Origin of the sequence: Streptomyces sp. NPDC056169, from assembly GCF_042268445.1 — a bacterium.
Classification (GTDB): Bacteria; Actinomycetota; Actinomycetes; order Streptomycetales; family Streptomycetaceae; genus Streptomyces.
In genome coordinates this window covers 359,277-379,348 of the sequence record NZ_JBHJUO010000006.1, presented here as the reverse complement: position 1 = coordinate 379,348, position 20,072 = coordinate 359,277, and the positions used below count along the sequence as shown (strand labels likewise).

At 72.3% G+C, this 20,072-nt stretch carries 19 protein-coding genes; 9 read left to right on the top strand and 10 right to left on the bottom strand.

Features of this window, described 5'->3' with window-relative positions:
- Positions 1 to 52: 52 nt before the first annotated feature.
- The 6 genes from ACFC0G_RS12455 to ACFC0G_RS12430 form a co-directional block, all read right to left on the bottom strand.
- Positions 53 to 124, bottom strand: a complete 72-nt coding sequence (locus ACFC0G_RS12455) for a putative leader peptide (protein WP_312846745.1) — start codon at positions 122 to 124, stop codon at positions 53 to 55.
- Between the two features lie 48 nt (positions 125 to 172).
- Positions 173 to 1,909, bottom strand: coding sequence for an FAD-dependent monooxygenase (locus ACFC0G_RS12450; protein WP_376401345.1), 1,737 nt, complete (start codon positions 1,907 to 1,909; stop codon positions 173 to 175).
- Between the two features lie 192 nt (positions 1,910 to 2,101).
- The gene (locus tag ACFC0G_RS12445) at positions 2,102 to 2,992 is read right to left on the bottom strand and encodes an amino acid ABC transporter permease (RefSeq protein WP_376401342.1); all 891 of its coding nucleotides are present in this window, start codon (positions 2,990 to 2,992) and stop codon (positions 2,102 to 2,104) included.
- Positions 2,989 to 3,663 (bottom strand): amino acid ABC transporter permease, encoded by a 675-nt coding sequence (locus ACFC0G_RS12440; RefSeq protein WP_376401339.1) that lies wholly within the window; start codon positions 3,661 to 3,663, stop codon positions 2,989 to 2,991. The genes ACFC0G_RS12445 and ACFC0G_RS12440 overlap by 4 nt, the downstream gene beginning before the upstream one ends.
- Before the next feature lie 120 nt (positions 3,664 to 3,783).
- Positions 3,784 to 4,605, bottom strand: a complete 822-nt coding sequence (locus ACFC0G_RS12435; protein ID WP_376401336.1) for a glutamate ABC transporter substrate-binding protein — start codon at positions 4,603 to 4,605, stop codon at positions 3,784 to 3,786.
- Between the two features lie 53 nt (positions 4,606 to 4,658).
- The gene (locus ACFC0G_RS12430; RefSeq protein ID WP_376401333.1) at positions 4,659 to 5,444 is read right to left on the bottom strand and encodes an amino acid ABC transporter ATP-binding protein; all 786 of its coding nucleotides are present in this window, start codon (positions 5,442 to 5,444) and stop codon (positions 4,659 to 4,661) included.
- A gap of 344 nt (positions 5,445 to 5,788) precedes the next feature.
- Here ACFC0G_RS12430 and ACFC0G_RS12425 point away from each other — a divergent pair, with 344 nt between their 5' ends.
- Together ACFC0G_RS12425 and ACFC0G_RS12420 are read left to right on the top strand one after the other, a co-directional pair.
- A complete protein-coding gene (locus ACFC0G_RS12425) occupies positions 5,789 to 6,505 on the top strand; it encodes a response regulator transcription factor (RefSeq protein ID WP_376401330.1) in 717 nt (238 codons plus the stop codon).
- Between the two features lie 18 nt (positions 6,506 to 6,523).
- Positions 6,524 to 7,963: an ATP-binding protein gene (locus ACFC0G_RS12420; protein WP_376401327.1), complete on the top strand. Its 1,440-nt coding sequence runs from the start codon at positions 6,524 to 6,526 to the stop codon at positions 7,961 to 7,963.
- A gap of 18 nt (positions 7,964 to 7,981) precedes the next feature.
- Here the strand turns inward: ACFC0G_RS12420 and ACFC0G_RS12415 are convergent, their stop codons facing one another.
- From ACFC0G_RS12415 to ACFC0G_RS12400, 4 genes are all read right to left on the bottom strand, one after another.
- Positions 7,982 to 8,980 (bottom strand): TAXI family TRAP transporter solute-binding subunit, encoded by a 999-nt coding sequence (locus tag ACFC0G_RS12415; protein WP_376401324.1) that lies wholly within the window; start codon positions 8,978 to 8,980, stop codon positions 7,982 to 7,984.
- Positions 8,981 to 9,093: 113 nt separating this feature from the next.
- A complete protein-coding gene (locus ACFC0G_RS12410; protein WP_376401321.1) occupies positions 9,094 to 10,284 on the bottom strand; it encodes an RCC1 domain-containing protein in 1,191 nt (396 codons plus the stop codon).
- A 14-nt stretch (positions 10,285 to 10,298) separates the two neighbouring features.
- Positions 10,299 to 11,459, bottom strand: coding sequence for an RCC1 domain-containing protein (locus ACFC0G_RS12405; protein WP_376401318.1), 1,161 nt, complete (start codon positions 11,457 to 11,459; stop codon positions 10,299 to 10,301).
- Between the two features lie 15 nt (positions 11,460 to 11,474).
- Complete coding sequence (locus ACFC0G_RS12400; protein ID WP_376401315.1) at positions 11,475 to 12,734, bottom strand: sialidase; 1,260 nt, start codon at positions 12,732 to 12,734, stop codon at positions 11,475 to 11,477.
- A 669-nt stretch (positions 12,735 to 13,403) separates the two neighbouring features.
- On the opposite strand from ACFC0G_RS12400, the gene ACFC0G_RS12395 reads away from it, so the two are divergent.
- The 7 genes from ACFC0G_RS12395 to ACFC0G_RS12365 all read left to right on the top strand — a co-directional run bounded on the left by ACFC0G_RS12395 (position 13,404) and on the right by ACFC0G_RS12365 (position 20,022).
- On the top strand, positions 13,404 to 13,913 hold the full coding sequence (locus ACFC0G_RS12395) for a hypothetical protein (protein WP_376401312.1): 510 nt from the start codon (positions 13,404 to 13,406) through the stop codon (positions 13,911 to 13,913).
- A 49-nt stretch (positions 13,914 to 13,962) separates the two neighbouring features.
- Positions 13,963 to 14,931 carry a hypothetical protein gene (locus ACFC0G_RS12390; RefSeq protein WP_376401310.1) on the top strand — a complete coding sequence of 323 codons (969 nt, stop codon included), beginning with the start codon at positions 13,963 to 13,965 and terminating at the stop codon, positions 14,929 to 14,931.
- 20 nt (positions 14,932 to 14,951) lie between these two features.
- Positions 14,952 to 16,343: a hypothetical protein gene (locus ACFC0G_RS12385; protein WP_376401307.1), complete on the top strand. Its 1,392-nt coding sequence runs from the start codon at positions 14,952 to 14,954 to the stop codon at positions 16,341 to 16,343.
- 165 nt (positions 16,344 to 16,508) lie between these two features.
- Positions 16,509 to 17,426: a TIGR03619 family F420-dependent LLM class oxidoreductase gene (locus ACFC0G_RS12380; RefSeq protein WP_376401304.1), complete on the top strand. Its 918-nt coding sequence runs from the start codon at positions 16,509 to 16,511 to the stop codon at positions 17,424 to 17,426.
- 37 nt (positions 17,427 to 17,463) lie between these two features.
- Positions 17,464 to 18,396: a LysR family transcriptional regulator gene (locus ACFC0G_RS12375; protein WP_376401301.1), complete on the top strand. Its 933-nt coding sequence runs from the start codon at positions 17,464 to 17,466 to the stop codon at positions 18,394 to 18,396.
- A 170-nt stretch (positions 18,397 to 18,566) separates the two neighbouring features.
- Positions 18,567 to 19,553: a DMT family transporter gene (locus ACFC0G_RS12370; protein WP_376401299.1), complete on the top strand. Its 987-nt coding sequence runs from the start codon at positions 18,567 to 18,569 to the stop codon at positions 19,551 to 19,553.
- Complete coding sequence (locus ACFC0G_RS12365; RefSeq protein ID WP_376401296.1) at positions 19,501 to 20,022, top strand: LuxR C-terminal-related transcriptional regulator; 522 nt, start codon at positions 19,501 to 19,503, stop codon at positions 20,020 to 20,022. Before ACFC0G_RS12370 ends, ACFC0G_RS12365 begins: the two co-directional genes overlap by 53 nt.
- The last annotated feature ends 50 nt before the right edge of the window (positions 20,023 to 20,072 follow it).

Genomic DNA, 20,072 nt, shown 5'->3' with positions numbered 1-20,072 from the left:
GGGCACACGGACGGACGTCAGTGGCGGGGCGCGCGCGGGGAAGGGGGCGAAGTCAGCAGGACGGACGACACATGCAGCCCGCGTAGCGGACGAGGTCCAGATGGACCCTCCGCCACAGGCGCACATCGGTGTCGGTCACGCTCCGGAGTACACCATGCGCGCCCGCGCGGAATCAATGCATGTCCACCGTGTGGTCGCTGTCGGTGGACACAACGGTGGACACATCGGGGGACAGGCCGGTGGACACGGCGGCGGGGACCGCGGCGGCCGCCCCGGCCGGAGGGTCGGCCGGCGTCTCGTCGGTGGCGGACCCGCCGCGGGCCGCGTCGGCCGCCGCGTACAGCTCCTCGGGGCGGACCCCGGAGAAGGAGGCGACGAGGTGCCCGTCCGGCCTGACGAGCAGGACGGCGTGGGCCGGAGCACCCGGATACGCCTCGGTCACCAGCACCTCGGCCTTGGCGGGGAGGGCCCGCACGGCCTCTTCGAGGCGGGGCATCACGCCGGCGCTCCGCCAGTGGCGGCGGTCCCAGACGCCGGTCCCGGGGGCGACGAGGAGGACCAGGAGCCGGCCCTGACCGAGCCGGTCCCGGAGCCGTACGGTCGTGCCGTCCGGAGCGGTCACCCGGACGTCCTCGACCGGGGCGCCCGTCGGCGTGCCCACCGGGGTCTGCCCCTCGGCGCTCTGATGCGCGAGGGGGGAGTGCGGATACGCGGGGGGCGCGCCGAGCGGGCCGCGCCCCAGGTGGCCGTCGGTCAGCAGGACGTCGTGGCTGCGCGCGGCCCCGAGGAGGTACGTCCGCAGGCCACCGCCGCCGCGCAGCGCCGGCAGCGACTGGTCCGCCGCGCGGAGCCGGGAGGCGATGGCCGTCCGCCGCTCGCTCTGGTAGCTGTCGAGCAGCCGCTCCGAGGCGCCGTGGTGCCAGGTGTGGGCGAGTTTCCAGGCGAGGTTGTCCACGTCCCGGAGCCCCTCGTCGAGGCCCTGGGTGCCGACCGCGCCGAGCAGATGGGCCGCGTCCCCGGCGAGCAGCACCCGGTCGACCCGCCAGCGCCGGGCGAGCCGGTGGTGCAGGGTGTGGACGCCGGTGTCGATGAGCTCGTACGGCGGCGTCACCCCGTCGCACCAGCCGGCCAGGGTCTCGCGGATGCGGGTGACCAGCGCGTCCGGGGTGACCAGCTCGCCGCGCGGCGGGAGCAGCCAGTCGATCCGCCACACCCCGTCGGGCAGCGGGCGGGCGGTGATCTCCTCGCCGACGCCCCGCCACGGGGGCTGACGGTGCAGCAGGGCCTCGCCGGGCCAGGGGAGTTCGGTGCGCAGGGCGGCGACCGCGTGCCGCTCCACCGCCGTACGGCCGGGGAAGCGGATGCCGAGCAGCTTGCGCACGGTGGACCGGGCCCCGTCGCAGCCGACGAGGTGGCTGCCGCGCCACCACGTGCCCTCCGGGCCCCGGGTGTGGGCGACGACCCCGTCCCGGTCCTGCTCGATCGTGTCGAGCCGGGCCTCGGTGACGAGCCGGACGAGCTTCTGACGGGCGATCGCGTCGCGCAGCCCGCGTGCCAGGGCGTGCTGCGGGATGTGCAGCGGGGCGGCCGGAGCGGAGGGGGCGTCGGGGTCCTCCGACCACTCCTCCGTACCGCTGAGTCCCAGGTCGAGCGTGGTGTGGCGGACCAGCTGGCGGCGGCGCATGCTGCGCCAGCCGACCCAGCGGACGCCCTCGTCACGGAGGGTGGTGCAGCCGAGGCGTTCGACCATGGCGGCGGTGTCGGCGCGCAGGACGGCGCTCCGCGCGGGGCGTGGTTCCTCCGTGCCGGTGCCCTCGTCGAGGACGACGCTGGGCACACCCTGCGCGGCGAGCGCGAGGGAGAGCGCGAGGCCTACCGGCCCAGCGCCCACGATGATCACCGGGTCCACGGCGCGGCTCCTGAAGGCCGGACGGTCATGAGGGCAGCACAGCTGAGTGTGGCACGAGCCCGGTGGTTGATCACAGACCGTATGCAACCCACTGAGGGTGCTTGCGTCAAGCGACGGGGTGGGCGCGGTGCGCCTGACCTGAAGTCAGTACCGCTCCGGCCCACCCCTGTTGTCCTGCGGATCCTGTCGGGGTCAGGCGCCGCTGACGGCGTCCGTCTTCACCTCGGCGGCTCCCGCCTGGGTCGGAAGGGCCACCGAGGTGGACTTCTTGCCCCGCCGCATGCGCCTCTCCAGGCGGCCGGCGAGGTGGGTGAGGAGCGCGTTGATGACGATGTAGATCAGCGCGATGACCGTGAAGGTGGCGATCGTGTTGGCGCCGTAGTTGGCCGTGATCTGCCGGTTCTGGCTGAGCAGCTCGGCGAAGCCGAGCATGGCGCCGCCGAGGGCGGTGTCCTTGACGATGACGACGAGCTGGCTGACGAGCGCGGGGAGCATGACGGTGACCGCCTGCGGCAGCAGGACGTACAGCATGGTCTGGCTCTTGCGCATGCCGAGCGCCTCGGCCGCGTCGCCCTGGCCCCGGGGCAGCGAGAGGACGCCGGCCCGGACGACCTCGGCGATCACCGAGGCGTTGTAGAGCACCAGGCCGGTGACGACCGCGTACAGCGGGCGGAAGTCGGAGCTGATGGTCGTGAACTCGCGGTACAGGGCGGCCGCGAACATCATCAGGAGCAGTACCGGGATGGCGCGGAAGAACTCCACGACGGTGCCGGCGGGCACGCGCACCCAGCGGTGGTCGGAGAGCCGGCCGATGCCGAGGAGGGCGCCGAGCGGCAGCGCGATCACGATCGAGAGCGCGGCGGCCTTCAGCGTTTCCACCAGACCGGGCAGCAGATACGTCGTCCAGACCCGGGAGTCGGTGACGAACGGCGTCCACTTCTCGGCCGCCAGCTGGTTCTTGTCGGCCATGGCGGACAGGACCCACCAGGCCACCAGGGCGAGGACGGCGAGGAAGACGATCGTGTAGACGACGTTCCGCCGCTTGGCGCGGGGCCCGGGAGTGTCGTACAGGACGGAACTCATCGCTTCACCGCCAGACGCTTGGCCGCCCAGCCCAGGAGCAGGCCGGTGGGGAGGGTGAGGAGGATGAAGCCGAAAGCGAAGACCGCGAAGACGGCGAAGAGCGCGTCGGCCTCGTTCTCGACCATCTCCTTCATCAGGAGGGCCGCCTCGGCGGCGCTGATGGCCGAGGCCACCGTGGTGTTCTTGGTGAGGGCGATGAGGACGTTCGCGAGCGGGGTCACCACCGCGCGGAAGGCCTGCGGGAACACCACCAGGGTGAGGACCTGGGTGAAGCTCAGGCCCAGGGCGCGGGCGGCTTCCGCCTGGCCCGGCGGGACGGTGTTGATGCCCGAGCGCAGCGCCTCGCAGACGAAGGTGCCGGTGTACGCGACGAGTCCGAGCACCGCGAGGCGGAAGCCGATGTCCTCGGAGCGCCCGCCGCCGAGCGTGACGCCGAGCGTCTGGTTGAGGACGAACGAGCACGCCACGAGGACCACGGTCAGCGGGGTGTTGCGGACGAGGTTGACGTACGCGGTGGCGAAGGCGCGCATGATGGGGACCGGGCTGACCCGCATGCCGACCAGGGCGGTGCCCCAGAGCAGTGAGCCGATCGCCGAGTAGAGGGCGAGCTTCGCCGTCACCCAGAAGGCGCCGAGCAGGTCGTACTGCCCGGAATCAAGAAAGTCGAACACGATGCCCGCGCTCTCCCCTGGTGGTCGGTCGGTGTGAAGGCCGGTGCGTGGGCAGCGGCCGGTGCCGGTGTGACGGCCACCCCGGTGCGGGGGCGGCCGTCACGGCCGGTGCGGGTCAGGTCAGTTCTCGACCTTGGGCGCGGGCTCGTACTTGTAGCCGGACGGGCCGAAGTGCTCCTTGACGAGCTTCTCCCAGGTGCCGTCGGAGACCATCTTCTCGAGCGCCTTGTTGATCTTGCCGCGCAGCTCGTCGTCGCCCTTCTTGACGCCGATGCCGTACTTCTCGTCGCTCATCCGGAGGCCGGCGAGCTTGAACTTGCCCGCGTGCTCCTTCTGCGAGGCGTAGCCCGCGAGGATGGAGTCGTCGGTGGTCAGGGCGTCAACGGCCTTGTTCTCCAGGCCGGTCAGGCACTCGGAGTAGCCGCCGAGCTGCTGGAGGTCGGCCTTCGGGGCGAGCTTGTCCTTGACGTTCTGCGCGGAGGTCGAGCCGGTGACCGAGCAGAGCTTCTTGGCGTTGAGGTCCTCGACCTTGGTGATCGAGCTGTCGTCGGCGCGCACGAGCAGGTCCTGGTGGGCCAGGAAGTACGGACCGGCGAAGTCGACCTCCTTCTTGCGCTTGTCGTTGATCGAGTAGCTGGCGACGACGAACTTGACGTCACCGTTCTTGATCAGGTTCTCGCGCTCGGCGCTCGGCGCCTGCTTGAAGTTGATCTTGTCTTCGGCGTAGCCGAGCTCCTTGGCGACGTAGCGGGCGACGTCGACGTCGAAGCCGGCGTACTTGCCGTCCGGGGTCTTCAGGCCGAGGCCCGGCTGGTCGAACTTGATGCCGACGTTGATCTTGTCGCCGTTGCTGCCGGAGTCGGAGCCGGACCCACAGGCGGTGGCGGTCAGCGCGAGGACGACGGCGGCCGCGGCGGCAGCGGAGGCGGTGCGAAGCTTCATGGTGGAACGTCCCTTGAGTAGGCGTGAGTTGGGAAGAATAGGTCCGAACTCGCTCAGTGGTGAAGGATCTTGGAGAGGAAGTCCTTGGCCCGGTCGCTGCGCGGGTTGCTGAAGAACTCCTCGGGCGACGCCTGCTCGACGATGCGTCCGTCCGCCATGAAGACGACCCGGTTGGCCGCGGAACGGGCGAAGCCCATCTCGTGGGTGACGACGACCATCGTCATTCCCTCCTGGGCCAGTTGCTGCATGACCTCGAGGACCTCGTTGATCATCTCGGGGTCGAGAGCGGAGGTCGGCTCGTCGAACAGCATGACCTTCGGGCCCATCGCGAGCGCGCGGGCGATCGCCACGCGCTGCTGCTGGCCACCGGAGAGCTGTGCGGGGTACTTGTCCGCCTGGGTGCCCACCCCGACCCGGTCGAGCAGGGTACGGGCCTTGGCCTCGGCGTCCTTCTTCTCCGTCTTCCGGACCTTGATCTGGCCCAGCATCACGTTCTCGAGCACCGTCTTGTGCGCGAAGAGGTTGAACGACTGGAAGACCATGCCGACATCGGAACGCAGCCGGGCGAGCTCCTTGCCCTCCGCGGGCAGCGGCTTGCCGTCGATGGTGATGGTGCCGGAGTCGATGCTCTCCAGCCGGTTGATCGTTCGGCACAGCGTCGACTTGCCGGACCCCGAAGGCCCGATGACGACCACGACTTCGCCGCGGGTGATCGTCAGGTCGATGTCCTGGAGAACGTGCAGCGCGCCGAAGTGCTTGTTGACCTCGGACAGGACGACCAGCTCGTCCGCGCTGCGCGGGGCGTCCTCGGGACCCTTGGACACTGACACTCCGCTCATGGGCCTCTTGCTCCGTCCTGCTCGGTTGGGGAGGACACTAGAGACCCGATGTGACGACCGTCATCACATCTGAGCGGAAATTGAGGATAACGATCCGGTCGCAAACGGACACAGTGCGTGAAGGCGACGCCCCGGGCGTACCGGGTGGATAACAGAAACGTCGGCGTAACAGGGGGAGACTTGACTGTGATGCCGATGATCGGCGTTCATGCCCTGGTACCACCTGGTACACAGAGAGCCGCCGCCGAGACGCGGACGAAAGATCGTCGCGAACGAGGACCGGCGGGCACGAAGATCGTCGCGAACGGGCACCGGCGCGAACGAAGATCACGGAGGAGGTACGCATGCGACTGCTGCTCGTGGAGGACGACGACCACGTCGCCGCCGCCCTCTCCGCCATCCTGGCCCGGCACGGCTTCGCCGTCACCCACGCCCGCAACGGCGAGGAGGCGCTCCAGGCCGTCCTGCCCACCGCGCAGGGCGAGCGGCCCTCGTACGGGGTGATCCTGCTCGACCTCGGCCTCCCCGACCAGGACGGCTACCAGGTCTGCGGCCGCATCCGGAAGCTCACCGCCACCCCGGTGATCATGGTGACGGCCCGCGGCGACGTACGCTCCCGGATCCACGGCCTCAATCTCGGCGCCGACGACTACGTCGTCAAGCCCTACGACACCGGCGAACTCCTCGCCCGCATCCACGCCGTCAGCCGGCGCAACGCCGGAACCGAGGAGACGACGCCCGGCGCCACCGGAGCCGCCGACGGCACCCTGCTGCGGCTCGGCTCCGTCACCATCGAGCTGCCCACGCGACGGGTCAGCGTCGAGGGCGAGGCCGTCGCCCTGACCCGCAAGGAGTTCGACCTGCTCGCGCTCCTCGCCCAGCGCCCCGGGGTCGTCTTCCGCCGCGAGCAGATCATCAGCGAGGTCTGGCGCACCAGTTGGGAGGGGACCGGCCGCACGCTGGAGGTGCACGTCGCCTCCCTGCGCTCCAAGCTGCGGATGCCCGCCCTGATCGAGACCGTGCGGGGCGTCGGCTACCGCCTGGTCGCCCCCGCCGCGTAACCCCCGGCCGGCCCGCTCGTGCGCACCCGACTCCTCCCGCTGCTCATCATCCTGATGGCCGGCGTCCTGCTCGCCCTCGGCTTCCCGCTCGCCGCCAGCCTCGCCGCGTCCGAACAGCAGCGGGTCGTCGTCGACCGGCTCGACGACGCCGCGCGCTTCGCCGCCCTCGCCCAGTTCGTCAGCGAGATCAACCCCGGCACCGACGAGCGGCGCACCACCCTCAACGGCGAACTCGCCAGCTACCACGACGTGTACGACATCCGGGCCGGCATCTTCTACCGCGACAACCGTGCCATGGCCGCCGCCCCCGAGGACTGGGTCGTCCCGTACGACGGCGAGGGCCGCCGCGCCTTCCAGGAGGCGCTGCTCGGGCGCCGCAGCCACAACCCGCCCCAGGTCTGGCCCTGGCAGGGCGACGCACGGCTCACCATCGCCTCCCCGGTCGTCCGGGACGGTGACGTCGTCGCCGTCGTCGTCACCGACTCGCCCACCGGGCAGCTCCGCTCCCGCATCCTGCGCGGCTGGCTGCTGATCTTCGCGGGCGAGGCGGCGGCGATGCTGGTCGCCATCGGCGCCGCCTTCCGGCTCACCGGCTGGGTCCTGCGGCCGGTCCGCGTGCTCGACTCCGTCACCCACGACATCGCCACCGGACGGATGAACTCCCGGGTCGCCGCGACCGGCGGCCCGCCCGAACTGCGGCGCCTGGCGCTCTCGTTCAACGAGATGGCCGACAACGTCGAGGACGCGCTCGAACAGCAGCGGGCCTTCGTCGCCGACGCCTCCCACCAGTTGCGCAACCCCCTGGCCGCGCTGCTGCTGCGGATCGAGCTGCTCGCGATGGAGCTCCCCGAAGGGAACGAGGAGATCGCCTCCGTCCGGACCGAGGGCAAGCGCCTCTCGCAGGTCCTCGACGACCTCCTCGACCTGGCGCTCGCCGAGCACATGGCGGCCGAGCTGCGGCTCACCGACGTGGGCGCGCTGGCGGCGGAGCGGGTCGCGTCCTGGCGGCCGGTCGCCGACGACAAGGGCGTCCTGCTGACCGGGGAGTGCGGGGCGGTCACGGGGTGGGCGGACCCGGTGGCCCTCTCCAGTGCCCTCGACGCGGTGATCGACAACGCGTTGAAGTTCACCCCGGCGGGGGAGGAGGTCATGGTCTCCGTCTCGGTGCCCCCGGGCGGGGCGGGCGTCGACGTCGTCGTGGCCGACCAGGGGCCCGGCCTCACCGAGGACGAGCTCGGCCGGGTCGGCGACCGCTTCTGGCGCTCCGGCCGGCACCAGAACATCAAGGGATCGGGCCTCGGCCTCTCCATCACCCGCGTCCTGCTGACGGCGGGCGGCGGCGGCATCGCGTTCGCCCCGAACGAGCCGCACGGACTGCGGGTCACCGTCACCGTCCCCCGGCACGCTCCGGCGCAGCGGTACGGGCGGGGCCCGGCGCTCTCACCGGAGCAGCGGTAGCCGTTCCCGGGCCGAGGGTCAGGGCTTCACCGAGCGGTAGTAGCGGCGGGCGCCCTCGTGGAGGGGCAGCGGCTCCGTGTAGACGGCCGTCCGCAGGTCCACCAGCTGGGCCGGGTGGACCTGGCCGCCGATCTCGTCACGGCTCCTGATCACCGTACGGGTGAAGCCCTCGACCAGGTCGGGATCGGCCTCGGCGGTCGTGACCAGGAGGTTCGCCACGGCCAGCGTCTCGACCGGCTGGCCGTTCTGCGCCGACGTGTACGCGTCGGCCGGGATCACCGCCGACCGGTAGTGCCGGGTCGAGTCGCCGACATCGTGCAGCCGGTCGACGAGGGTGGCGTCCAGCGGGATCAGCCGGACCTCGAAGCGCTCGGACAGCTTCTGCACGGCCTCGGTGGGCAGCCCGCCCGACCAGAAGAAGGCGTCGAGGTCGCCGTCCTCCAGGTGCCCCGGCATGGTGTTGATGCCCGCCGAGACCGCCTCGACGTCGCGTACGGGCGTGAGGCCGGCCGCCGCGAGGACCCGGTCGGCGATCAGCCGCACACCGGACCCGTCCTGGCCGACCCCGACCCGCAGCCCGCGCAGGTCCCGCACGGTCCGGATCGTCGAGCCCTTGCGCACCACCAGCTGGACGTAGTCGTCGTACAGCCGGGCGCAGCCGCGCAGCCGCTCGAAGCCCGGCTTGCGCTCGCGCTGGTACTGGGCGACCGCGTCGGCCGTCGCGACGGTGAAGTCCGCCTCGCCCGAGGCCACGCGGGCCAGGTTCTGCTGGGAGCCCTCGCTGTCCGTGAGACGTATCGACACCTCGGGCAGGTCCTCGGCGAGGGCCTGCTTGAGGAGCATTCCGTACCGCTGGTAGACGCCGGTGGGGACGCCCGTACTGAAGGTGACCGAGCCGCTCGGGACGGGTGAGCCGAAGGGAACCAGCCACCACACGAGCACCCCGCACACCACGAGCAGCGCGGCCGAGAGCGCCGCCAGGCGGCGGCGGGCGGCACGGGAGAGCGAGGCGAACATGGGGGCGATCCTGCCAGCTCACCGTCGTCGCTGACCAGGGACGGCCGGTGTGAGGCATTCGCGCGGGGCCGGCGAGGGCCCCCGCGCGAAGCCGGATCGGCCTCCGGCCGGTGTCAGTAGGCGAAGCCCGACTTGCCGGTCTTCGTCGTCGTGACGTGGGTGATGCCGCTGCCCGGCGGGAGGGCGACGGTGGTGCCCGTGCCCGTGGTCGCGGTGGTGGAGCCGTCGCCCAGCTGGGCGGCCGCGTTGGCGCCCCAGCCGATCACCGAGCCGTCGTCCAGCGCGGCCAGGGTGAAGTCGGCGCCGCCCGCGATGTCCTGCACGCCCTTGAGGCTGTCCAGGACGACCGGGGTGGTGCGGTTGGCGTTCGTGCCGTCGCCGAGCTGCCGGTCGGTGTTCTTGCCCCAGCCGGCGACGCTGCCGTCGTCGAGGACGGCGAAGGAGGACGCCGAGGTGGCGAAGATCCGGGCCACCGCGTCCAGGTAGGCGACGTCGACGGGCTTGGGCGCGTCGGCGACGGCGTCGTTGCCGAGCTGGCCCTCGGTGTTCTTGCCCCAGGCCTTGATCGTGTTGTCGGCGGTCAGCGCGAGGACGTGGTCGCAGCCCACCGAGATGGCTTCGACGTTCTCGAGGTCGGCGACCTTCTGCGGGGTCTCGCGGTTGGCGGTGCTGCCGGTGCCGAGCCGCCCGTTGGCGAAGGCGCCCCAGGTCCAGACCGTGCCGTCCTGACGCAGCGCGACGCTGAAGTCGCAGCCCGCGCCGACGTCCTTGACCTGGTCCAGGCTCTGCACGGGGGTCGGGGTCTTGTACGGGTTGGTGGTGTCCTGGCCGGTGCCCAGCTGCTTCGAGACGTTGCTGCCCCAGGCGAGGACCCGGCCGCCCTTGACGGCGAGGACGTGGTTGAGGCCGGCGGAGACCTCGCTCACGCCGGAGAGACCCGCGACGGTGGCGGGGAAGCTCTGCGAGGTCGTGGTGCCGTTGCCGAGCTGGCCGGTGGCGTTGGAACCCCAGCTCTTCACGGTGCCGTCCTTGAGGAGGGCGACGGCGAACTGGTTGGCGGCCGCGGCGGCGCCGCCGCCACCCCCGGAGAGCTCGCGGACGTCGTCGCGGGTGATGCCGGTGACGGCGGTGGGGGTCTGCTGGGCGAGGACGGCGCCGTTGCCGAGCTGGCCCTGGGCGTTCTCGCCCCAGGCGCGTACCCAGGGGTCGGTGCCGGCGGCGGCGTGGGCGGAGAGGCAGGGGGCGGCGAGGGCGGTGGCCGCCGTGACGGCGGCGAGCAGGGTGATGCGCTTGCTGTGGTGCATGGGGACCTTCCGGGTCAGTAGGCGTAGCTCGACTTGCCGGTGGGGGGAGTCGAGACGCGGGTCGTGCCGCTGCCTGCGGGCAGTGCGGTGACCGGGGTGGGGGAGCCGGTGGTGGTGGCGTCGCCGAGCTGGCCGGCCGCGTTCTCGCCCCAGGCGAGGACGGAGCCGTCGGAGCGGGCGGCGACGGTGTGTCCCCAGCCGCCGGCCATGTCGGTGACCTCGTCCAGACCGGGTACGGGGACCGGGGTGGTACGGGTGACGGTGGAGCCGTCGCCGAGCTGGCCGTGACCGTTCCAGCCCCAGGATCGGACCGAGCCGTCGTCGAGCACGGCGAAGCTGTGGTAGCCGCAGCCGTAGATCCGGGCCACGCCGTCGAGATGGTGCACCTCGACCGGCGAGGACGCGACCTCCTGGCTGGCGTTGCCCAGTTGGCCGTTGCTGTTGTAGCCCCAGGCCCGTACGGTGCCGTCGGCGAGCCGGGCGAGCACGTGGTGGCAGCCGGTCGCGATCTCGACGGCGTCCGTGAGGCCGGGGACCCGTTGCGGGGTGTTCCGGTCGGTGGTGTCGCCGAGGCCGAGCTGGCCGTTGTTGGCACGGCCCCAGGTCCAGACGGTGCCGTCCTCCCGGAGGGCGACGGCGTGGGTGCAGCCGGCGGCGACGTCCTTCACCTTGTCGAGGCTCTGGACCCGTACGGGTCGGGTGGCGGAGGTCGTGCCGCCGTCGCCGAGCTGGCCGTAGGTGTTGTCGCCCCAGGCGAGGACCCGCCCGCCGCGGACGGCGTAGGCGGCCTGATAGCCGGCGGCGATCTCGGTGACTCCGGAGAGTCCGGCCACGTCGGCCGGAAACGGCCGGCTCACAGTGGTGCCGTCGCCGAGCTGGCCCGCGAGGTTCCCGCCCCAGGACTGAACCGTGCCGTCGGTGAGGAGTGCCACGGCGAAGGCGTTGGCGGTGTTGTTCCCCCCGCCGGACAGTTCGCGCACGGAGGCGCGGGCGAGTCCCTGGACGGCTGCCGGGGTCTGCTGGTCGGCCGTGGTGCCGTTGCCGAGCTGTCCGCCCGCGTTCGCGCCCCAGGCCCGCACCCATGGATCCCGGGGCTCGGCGTGGGCGGGGGAGACGGCGAGGGCGAGGAGCGCGAGGGTGGCGGCGGTGACACCGCGTACGTACGCGTACGTCATCGGAGCACGCCCCGCTCAGTACGCGTACGTCGTGTTGCCGCCCAGGGAGACGGCCACCGCCTTGATCGCCGAGCCCTGGTTGAGGATCTTCACCGACTCGTACCGCGAGACCGTCGTGCCGTTGCCGAGCTGGCCCTCGCCGTTGTGGCCCCAGGTGAAGACGTCGTCCGCGGTGACCGCGACGCCGTGCCGGGCGCCGGCCGCGAGGTGCTGGACCCCTTCCAGGCGCGGGATCTCGACGGGGGCCGTGCGGTTGGTGCGGGAGACGTTGGCGTCGAAGGCCTCGTCGGACTCCAGGAGCTGGCCGTACTGGTTGTTGCCCCAGCCCCAGACGTGGCTGTCGCTCGTCTTCACGTAGTTGTGGTGGGCGCCCGCCTCGATGTCGGACACGCCCTCGATCCAGTCGACGTCGACGGGGAGGGTGGAGGACTTGGTGGAGGAGTTGCCGAGCTGGCCGTAGAGGTTGTAACCCCAGGACTTGACCGTGTCGTCGGCGGTCAGCGCGAGGGCGTGGTGGCAGCCGGCGTCGACCTCCACGATGTTCTCCAGACCCAGCACCTGCCGGGGTACGGAGCTGGTGGCGCGGTTGCCGGTGCCGAGCTGGCCGTGGATGCCGCGGCCCCAGGCGTACACCTTGCCGTTCTCCAGGAGGGCGAGGCTGAAGTCGCAGCCGGCCGAGATCTGCTTGACCTTGGGCATGCCCTGGACGCGGTCGGGGACGGTGCGACTGTCTCCGGTGCGGTTGTTGCCGAGCTGGCCGTAGGCGTTGTCGCCCCAGGAGTAGACCTGGCCGGAGGAGTCGAGGGCGAGGGCGTGCTTCCCGCCGGCCGCGATGTCCTTGATGTTGTCGAGGCGGGGGACGGTGGTGGGCACGGTCTGGTTGGCGTTGCCCCCGTTGCCGAGCTGGCCCGAGGAGTTGTGGCCCCAGGACTTGACCGTCCTGTCCGTACGGGCCAGGACGAACGAGTCGGACGAGGAGGTGCCGCCCGCCGAGACCTGGTCGACGTCGCCGCGGAAGAGGCTGGTGACGGAGGACGGGCTGAGGCTGTCGCTCAGGGTGCCGTTGCCGAGCTGGCCGGTGCGGCCCGCGCCCCAGCTCAGTACGGTCGGATTTCCCTCGTTGGCGGTGGCCGCGGGGGCCAGGGCGGGTACGGCGGTGAGCGCGGCGGCGGCCGTGAGGACGGCCGCGGCGAGCGGCCGGCCGCGCAACAGGGAGGGTACGGAGCGGGGGGCGCGCATCGGCGTGCCGGCGGGATCGCGTCGTGAACGGGACATGGCTCTGCTCTCCTTCGACGGGGACATACGGGAGCGCGGCGTCCGGCGGGTGCCGTGCGCGTCCGCAGGGGTGGGCGGAGGCGTACGGGGCCGGGCGCGGGTCATGCGAACACGGGGTGCCGGGCCCTTGGGCATGGGACGCCCAGGGCCGCTGCGACGGCCGGGACGGGCCGTCGGGCACATGAGCAGACTGTCCGAGAATGATCACCACAGCGAGCCGGAACCGCTGAAACACCCGTCTGACGGACGCCCGTTCGGGGTGGCGTTCCGGGGGCGCACTCGCCCCCGGCGCGTGCTGCCGGAGGCGTGCCGGCGGGTGCCCCTGGCGGGCCGCCGAACGGCGGCGGCCGGGGGAGTGAGGGGCCCGGCCGCGTACGGCCGCCCGCCCTCTCGCGTACGCCCCGGATTCCCTACGAACGGGTGGACCGGCGGCCCCGGGCGGCGGCCGGTGAGCTCCCCGCCGTCACCCCGTCCGAGGGGCTCCCCGTGCGCTCCGCCGAAGCGGTGAGCGGGCCCGGAGGAGCACGCCGCGCCGTGTGTCCTGCCGTGGCGCCGGGGCCCCGCCGGTTAGCGTCGGAAGGCGCTCGGTGATCTTGAGGACAGTCCCCTGTCCGCCCCTGGCGTCCCCTTCCGAGCGCATCAACTCACCCCTGTCCCAAGGGAGTTCCCATGTCCAGCATGAAGGCATCGCCGCGTCGTGCGACGTTGAGTGCCGCCCTTCTCGCCGCCACCCTCGCCCTCTCCCTGGCGCCTGCCCTGGTCCCCGCCCTGGCCTCGGTCGCGTACGGCGCGGAGTGCGAGCCGGAGGACCAGGCCTGCAAGGACCAGGAGGCCAACGCCGCGGAGGCGAAGGAGATCGACGAGCAGCAGAAGAAGACCCAGGAGGCGGCCGGCCAGGCCGACAAGGACATCAAGAAGATCGGCGGCGACCTGGAGAAGTGCCCGCCCGGTTCCAGCTCCTGCATGGAGAAGCTGGCCGGCAAGGGGGGCCGCGAGGAGGACGGCTTCAAGGACATGAACACCACCATCACCACGAACAAGCCGGAGCCCGCCGACAACGCGGCCCAGGCCGTCGAGTCCACCTGCACCGCCTTCCCCGCCTCCCTCCCGCAGGGGTCGAGCGACCCGGGACAGTCCCCCTTCCCGGCCTCTCAGCTCTGCTCGCTGCTCGGCTCCTGATTCCTCCCCGCCTCCCCCCCCGAAGTGCCCTCGAAAGGGGTTCCTCGTCATGTCTCCGCGCCGTCCCCGCGCCCGCCTGTCCGCCCTCGCCCTCGGGCTCGGACTCACCGCTCCCCTCGCGCTCCTCGCCCCGCCCGCCGCCGCCGGGGAGACCCCCGGCGAGATCCCCGCCGCCCCCGTCGCCCGCGCCGTCACCGCCGACGGCCGCCCGGCGAGGATCGCCGACGTCCTGGAGTACTGCGGGACGAAGCGCACGGCCTGCTCGTTCACGATCGACCCCAAGCGCGACCGCGAGTACGCCTCCGCCGTCAAGTCCCTCGGCAACGCCGTCGTCAACTGCACCAAGAGCGACATGGGCGTCGACCGGACCGTGACCCTGCGGACCAGCAGCACCGACAACATCGGCGGAGAGATCTCCGGGAAGATCACCGCCGAGGGCACGGTCACCGCCTCCGGCGAGGTCACCACCAACCTCTCCAACGACATCACCAGCGAGAACAAGACACCCAATCTCAAGGACGGTCCGACCTCGACGAACGGCACCAAGACGACCGTCGCGGGCGGCGGCAAGCTGGCCGGCTCGCTGAGCGCCAAACTCGCCTTCGAGGCCGCCTTCAAGGCCACCTACTCCAAGTCCTGGACGATCGAGAACACCGAGGCGACGGTCTACAAGACCACCGTCAAGCCGTACGACATGCTCGTCTTCGGTGCCAGCGCCTCCATGCGGCGCGTGGTCGGCGACCTCGTCACCGACACGGGGAAGAAGATCCTCAACGTGAGCGTGGACAGCCCCTCCATGGTCAACAGCAGCACCTTCGTCGCGCAGACGTACGCCGTCCCCGACAACCTCTGCGGCCGCAAGCGCCCCGCCGGTGACACCGCCTCCGACACCGACAACGCGGACTCCGGAACGGGCGGCGGGCTCCGGCACGCCGCTCGCGAGGTGCCGGCCACGCGGGCGATCCCCCGGGGCGCCGACCCGAAGCGCGAAGTCGTCCTGCCGTTCCACGGTTCCTGAACCCGGAGGAGTCCCCCGCCATGAAGCGCTCACACGCCGCACTCTCCGTCCTCGGCGCCGCCGGTCTGCTGCTCCCCGTCGCTCCTCCCTCCCTCGCCGCCCCCGCCGAGCGGTCCGCCCCCGCCGCGCAGGCCGTCCCCGTCCTCAACGGCGACTTCGCCGATCCCGGCATGAGCGGCGACGGTCCGACCACCGTCGGCATCGCCTTCTGGACCGGCCTCAACCAGCGCTACTCGCCCACCGCTTCCGGCCGCACCGACGGCTCCCACGGCGTCGCCCTCCAGAAGGACGGCAACTCCCTCCAGCAGCGGCTGCGCGGGGTCCGTGCGGGGTCCAAGGTCACCGTCACCTACGAGGACAGCCCCGCCGTCTCCAAGGAGTGCACCGGCGAACAGGTCGTCAACGGCCAGCCGTACGCGGTCACGGCCTCCGGCGGCCCGGTCCGCGAGGTCACCACTGCGGGGGACCCCGACCGCGTGAAGGGCACGCCCGGCACCGGCCGGTGGACCGGCCGCAGCTACGAGTTCACCGCCGGGGAGAACGAGCCGCTGCTCACCTTCACGAGCCGGGTCACCGACTCCCGTACGCACGTGACCTGTTCACCGATGATCGCCCGCATCCGGGCGGTCGAGGCCCCGACCGCCGTCGACAAGACCGTCGACAAGACGGCGCTCGGCACCTCCGAGGCGTACAAGGGCAACGAACGGGAGAGCACCCTCCACAACGCGGCCGCCGCCTGCAACGGGGAGAACGCCTGCACCTTCCGGCCGGACACCCGCACTTCCTTCCGGTACTACGACCGGGCGCGGGTCGTCGGCGAGGCCTTCGTCAACTGCACCCGCAACACGCTGGAGCACTCCCGCGTCCTCTCCTTCTCGGAGCGCGGGCACGACAGCATCGCCCAGACCTACGCCGCCGCCGGCCTGCCGCTCAACGACGTGGCGAAACTGCCCACTTCGGGTGTGCGGGAGGTGGACGAGAAGCGCGCCAAGGAGCGGCCCATGGCCACCCAGTTCGCCCTCGCCTACGAGAAGACCTGGCAGCGGCCGTGGCAGTGGTTCAGCAGCGACGAGCGGACCGTCGTGGAGAGGATCCAGCCCGGCGAGGTGAGTTGGGTCGAACTCCAGCCGAGCCGCGAGCGGGTCGAGGGCTGGTTCCTCAGCAAGAAGGACGACTACCGGCTGCACGCCGTGATCGACGCCCCCTCCCGCGCCGTCCCCGACCGGCTGCTCCAGCGCACCGGGCCCATGTCCGAGGCGGAGAAGCAGCGTTGTGCCGCCGCCCGGCCCATGACCACCACGCCGGTGGGCGCGGACGCGCCCGCGAGCACCAGCGACAAGGGCCTCCTCAGGACCTCGGCGTCGACGGCCCCCGGGGCGCGGTCGGTGATCCGGAGCATGCCGCTGCGGTGATGCGGCAACCCCGTGACGGGTTCCGTGGCATCGCCGTGCCCGGTGCTACGGAACCCCGAACCCTCCGCGTCGGTGAGCGCCGAGACGGGGACATTCCGGCCGTAGGGTCCCCAGGACTGCTCCGTACGCCACGGACCAGCACCGGACGGCCGGGAGGGACACCCCGTGGAATTCGGCGTCAATCTGCCCAACTACGGGCCCGAGGCCACCCCCGACGCCCTCGCCGACTGGGCGCTGCGGGTCGAGGCGCTGGGCTTCCACTACGCCATGGTCTCCGACCACGTGGCGCTCACCCCGGACGTGCAGCACCTCTTCCCCGCCCCGTTCTACGACCCCTTCGCGACCCTCGCCTGGCTCGCCGGGGTCACCAGGACCGTCGGACTCGGCACGACGGTGACGATCCTCCCGTACCGGCACCCCGTCCACACCGCCCGCGTCGCCGCCAACATCGACCGGTTCAGCAACGGCCGCCTGGTCTTCGGGGCGGCGGCGGGCTGGGCAGCCCGGGAGTTCGCCGTCCTCGACGTCCCCTACCGCGAGCGCGGCGCCATCAGCGACGAGTACCTCGCGGCCATCAAGGCCTGCTGGGCCGACGAGGTCGCCTCCTTCGAGGGCGCCCACGTCTCCTTCCGCGAGGTCCACACCGGACCCCTGCCCGTCCAGCGCCCCGGCCCGCCCGTCTGGGTCGGCGGGCACAGCCGCGGCGCGCTCCGCCGGGCCGTCCGCCTCGGCGACGCCTGGCACCCGACCTCCGTCTCCGGCGACTGGCTCCTCGGGGTCGGCCTGCCCGCGCTCCGCCAGGTCGCCGAGGAGCAGGAGCTGCCGGTCCCCGACCTCTGCCCCCGGATCAAACTCCGCGTCACGGACCGGCCGTTGGGCCCCGGCCGCCTCCTCGGAGAGGGCACGCGGGACCAGATCGCCGACGACCTCGGGCTCCTCCAGGACCTGGGCGCGCGGGCCGTCGTCCTCGACCCCACCTACCCGGGCGACCGGCGGGAGCCCGGCCGCACCGCGCGCGACCTCGACGTGCTGGAGACGCTGGTGAAGGAGGTCATCGACGTGGAGGCCGGCTGCGTACGATGACCGCGAAGCGGGAGGGGCACGGGAGGGGGCACGGGACGTGGCCGATCCGGATCTGCGGAAGCTGCGGGTGCTGAGGGAACTCAGCGAACGCGGCACGGTCAGCGCGGCCGCCCGGGCACTCCACCTCACCCCGCAGGCCGTCTCGCAGCAGATCAGCGCCCTCGGACGGGAGTTGGGCGTCCCCCTCACCGAACCGTCCGGGCGCAGACTGCGGCTCACCGGGGAGGCTCGGATCGTCCTCCGGCACGCCGACGCCGTCTTCACCCAGGTCGAGCGGATGCGCGCGGAGCTCGCCGCGCACCGCGGCGGCGAGCGCGGCGACGTGGCGGTGGCCGGCTTCTCCACCACCCTCTCGGCGCTGATCCTGCCCGCCGTGGCCAGGCTGCGGGAGACCCGGCCGCTGCTGCGCACCTCCCTGGCCGAGGTCGACCCGCCGGAGAGCTTCTCCCTCCTGCACCGCGGGGAGACCGACGTCGTCATCTCCGCCGACACCGAGCTGCACCCCGGCACGGCGGGCGAGGACGGCCGCTTCGACGCGCGCTTCCACCGGGTCGCACTCTGCGAGGACCCCTTCGACATCGCCCTGCCCGAGGGGCACCGGCTCCTCGGCACCCCCCGCCTCGTCCTCGCCGACCTCGCCCAGGAGACGTGGATCTTCGCCACGACGGGGATGTGCCACGACATCGGCGTCGCCGCCTGCACGGCGGCCGGGTTCACCCCGCGGGCCTCGCACGCCATCGGCGACTGGGACGCCACGCTCGCGGCGGTCCGGCTCGGCCTGGGGGTCGCGCTGGTTCCCCGGACGGCGCGGCCGGCGCCCCGGCCCGAGGTGACGGTGCGCGCGTTCAGCGAGGGGGCGCCGTCCCGTACGGTCTTCGCGGCCGTACGGGAGGGCAGCCAGACCTCGCCCGAGATCGCCGCCGTCCTGGACGCGCTGCGCACGGTGGCCAGGGCGGCCGTCGCCGACTGAACCGCTTCCCCCCCGCTCTCCGATGCGCCACGGTTCGTGGACGGTACCGTCCACCAGCCGTTGCTGGACCCGCCCGGACGCCGGCGCGAGGCTCGTTCCCGTACGGCGGAGAACTCCGCGCATCCCTTCCGGAGAGCTCCGTGCGCCCCTTCTCCAGAGCGGGAACACCCATGTCCAGAGCCACCTGCGCGCGGCTGGCCGCGCTGAGTCTCGTCTGGGGCTCCGTCTTCCTGTGGATCAAGATCGCGGGATACGGATTCTCCCCCGTCCAGATGGTGCTGATCCGGCTCGCGCTCGGCGCCGCCGTGATCCTCGCCCTCGGATGCGCGAAGGGCCTCAGGCTGCCCAAGTCGCCGTCCGTCTGGGGGCACTTGACCGTTGCCGCGCTGCTCGGCAACGCCGTGCCGTGGACCCTGTACGCCCAGGGGGAGATCGCCGGCTCCAGTAGCGTCGCCGCCGTGGTCAACGGCAGCGCGCCGATCTGGACCCTGGCGGCGGCCCTGCTGCTCGGTCAGGAGAAGCGGGTCTCCGGCGTCAGGGCGGGCGGCGTGCTCCTCGGCCTCGGCGGCACGGCACTCATCGCGTCACCGTGGAACGCGGCCTCCACCGGGACCGGTTGGAGCCTCCTCTGCTTCGTCCTCGGCTCGATCAGCTTCGGCGCCGGCTTCGCGTACATGGGCAAGTTCCTTGTGGGCAAGGGCATTCCACCGCTCGTGCTGGCGGGCGGACAGCTCGGCGCGGCCACCGTCCTGCTGCTCGCGGCCTTCCCCTTCCTGGGCCTCCGGGCCGTCACGTGGCGCACCGACTCGGTGATCTCCGTGCTCGTCCTCGGCGTGGTCTGCACCGGCTTCGCCGCGCTGCTCAACTTCGAGCTGATCATCAAGGACGGGCCGGCGGTCGCCTCCACCGTCACGTACCTCATGACCGCCGTGGCCGTCGTCCTGGGCGCCGTCGTGCTGCGTGAACCCCTCGGCTGGACGGTGTGGCTCGGGGCGGTCGCGGTGCTCGCCGCCACCGGTCTGCTCCGCCGCCGCCCGCAACATGCCGTTCATTCAACGGGCGGTGGCCCGGTGGTAGCGTCGAAATCGGAAACGCCCGGAATGTATGGGGGAGTTACGCGTGCCTTTCGTGGTCGAACTCGTTTTCCGTGGAAGTGAGACGGACCGGTCGAGTTCCGGAGAGGCGCACCGGGCGTACTGGAGGAGAATGGCCGCCCGCGGCGTTCTCCTCGCGGGCGGCCCGTGGCAGGACGGCACCGGGGAGCTCCTCGTCTGCGAGGCCCGCGACCGCCGGACGCTCTTACGGATCCTCCACGCCGACCCGTACGCGCGGGCCCAGGTCGTCCGGGAGCTGCGGATACGGGAGTGGAACGCGGTGCTGGGGCACGCGGCGCTCGCCGGCCCCGAGCGAGCCGCTCCGGCGCCCGTCCCGGCGCTGACCGCCCACGAGCGGCGCATCGTCACGATGATGCTCGACGGTCTCACCAACAAACAGATCGCCGCGTACTTCACGGTGTCGACCCGGGCCGTGGAGCTGCACATCACCCGCATCTACCGCAAGCTCGGCATCCGCCGGCGCCCCCAACTGGCGTCCGCCATCGACCGGTTCGCGTCCTCCCCGGCCTGAGGCGCGGCCGGGACGGTCTGAGGCGCGGACGGGGACGGTCTGGGGCGCGG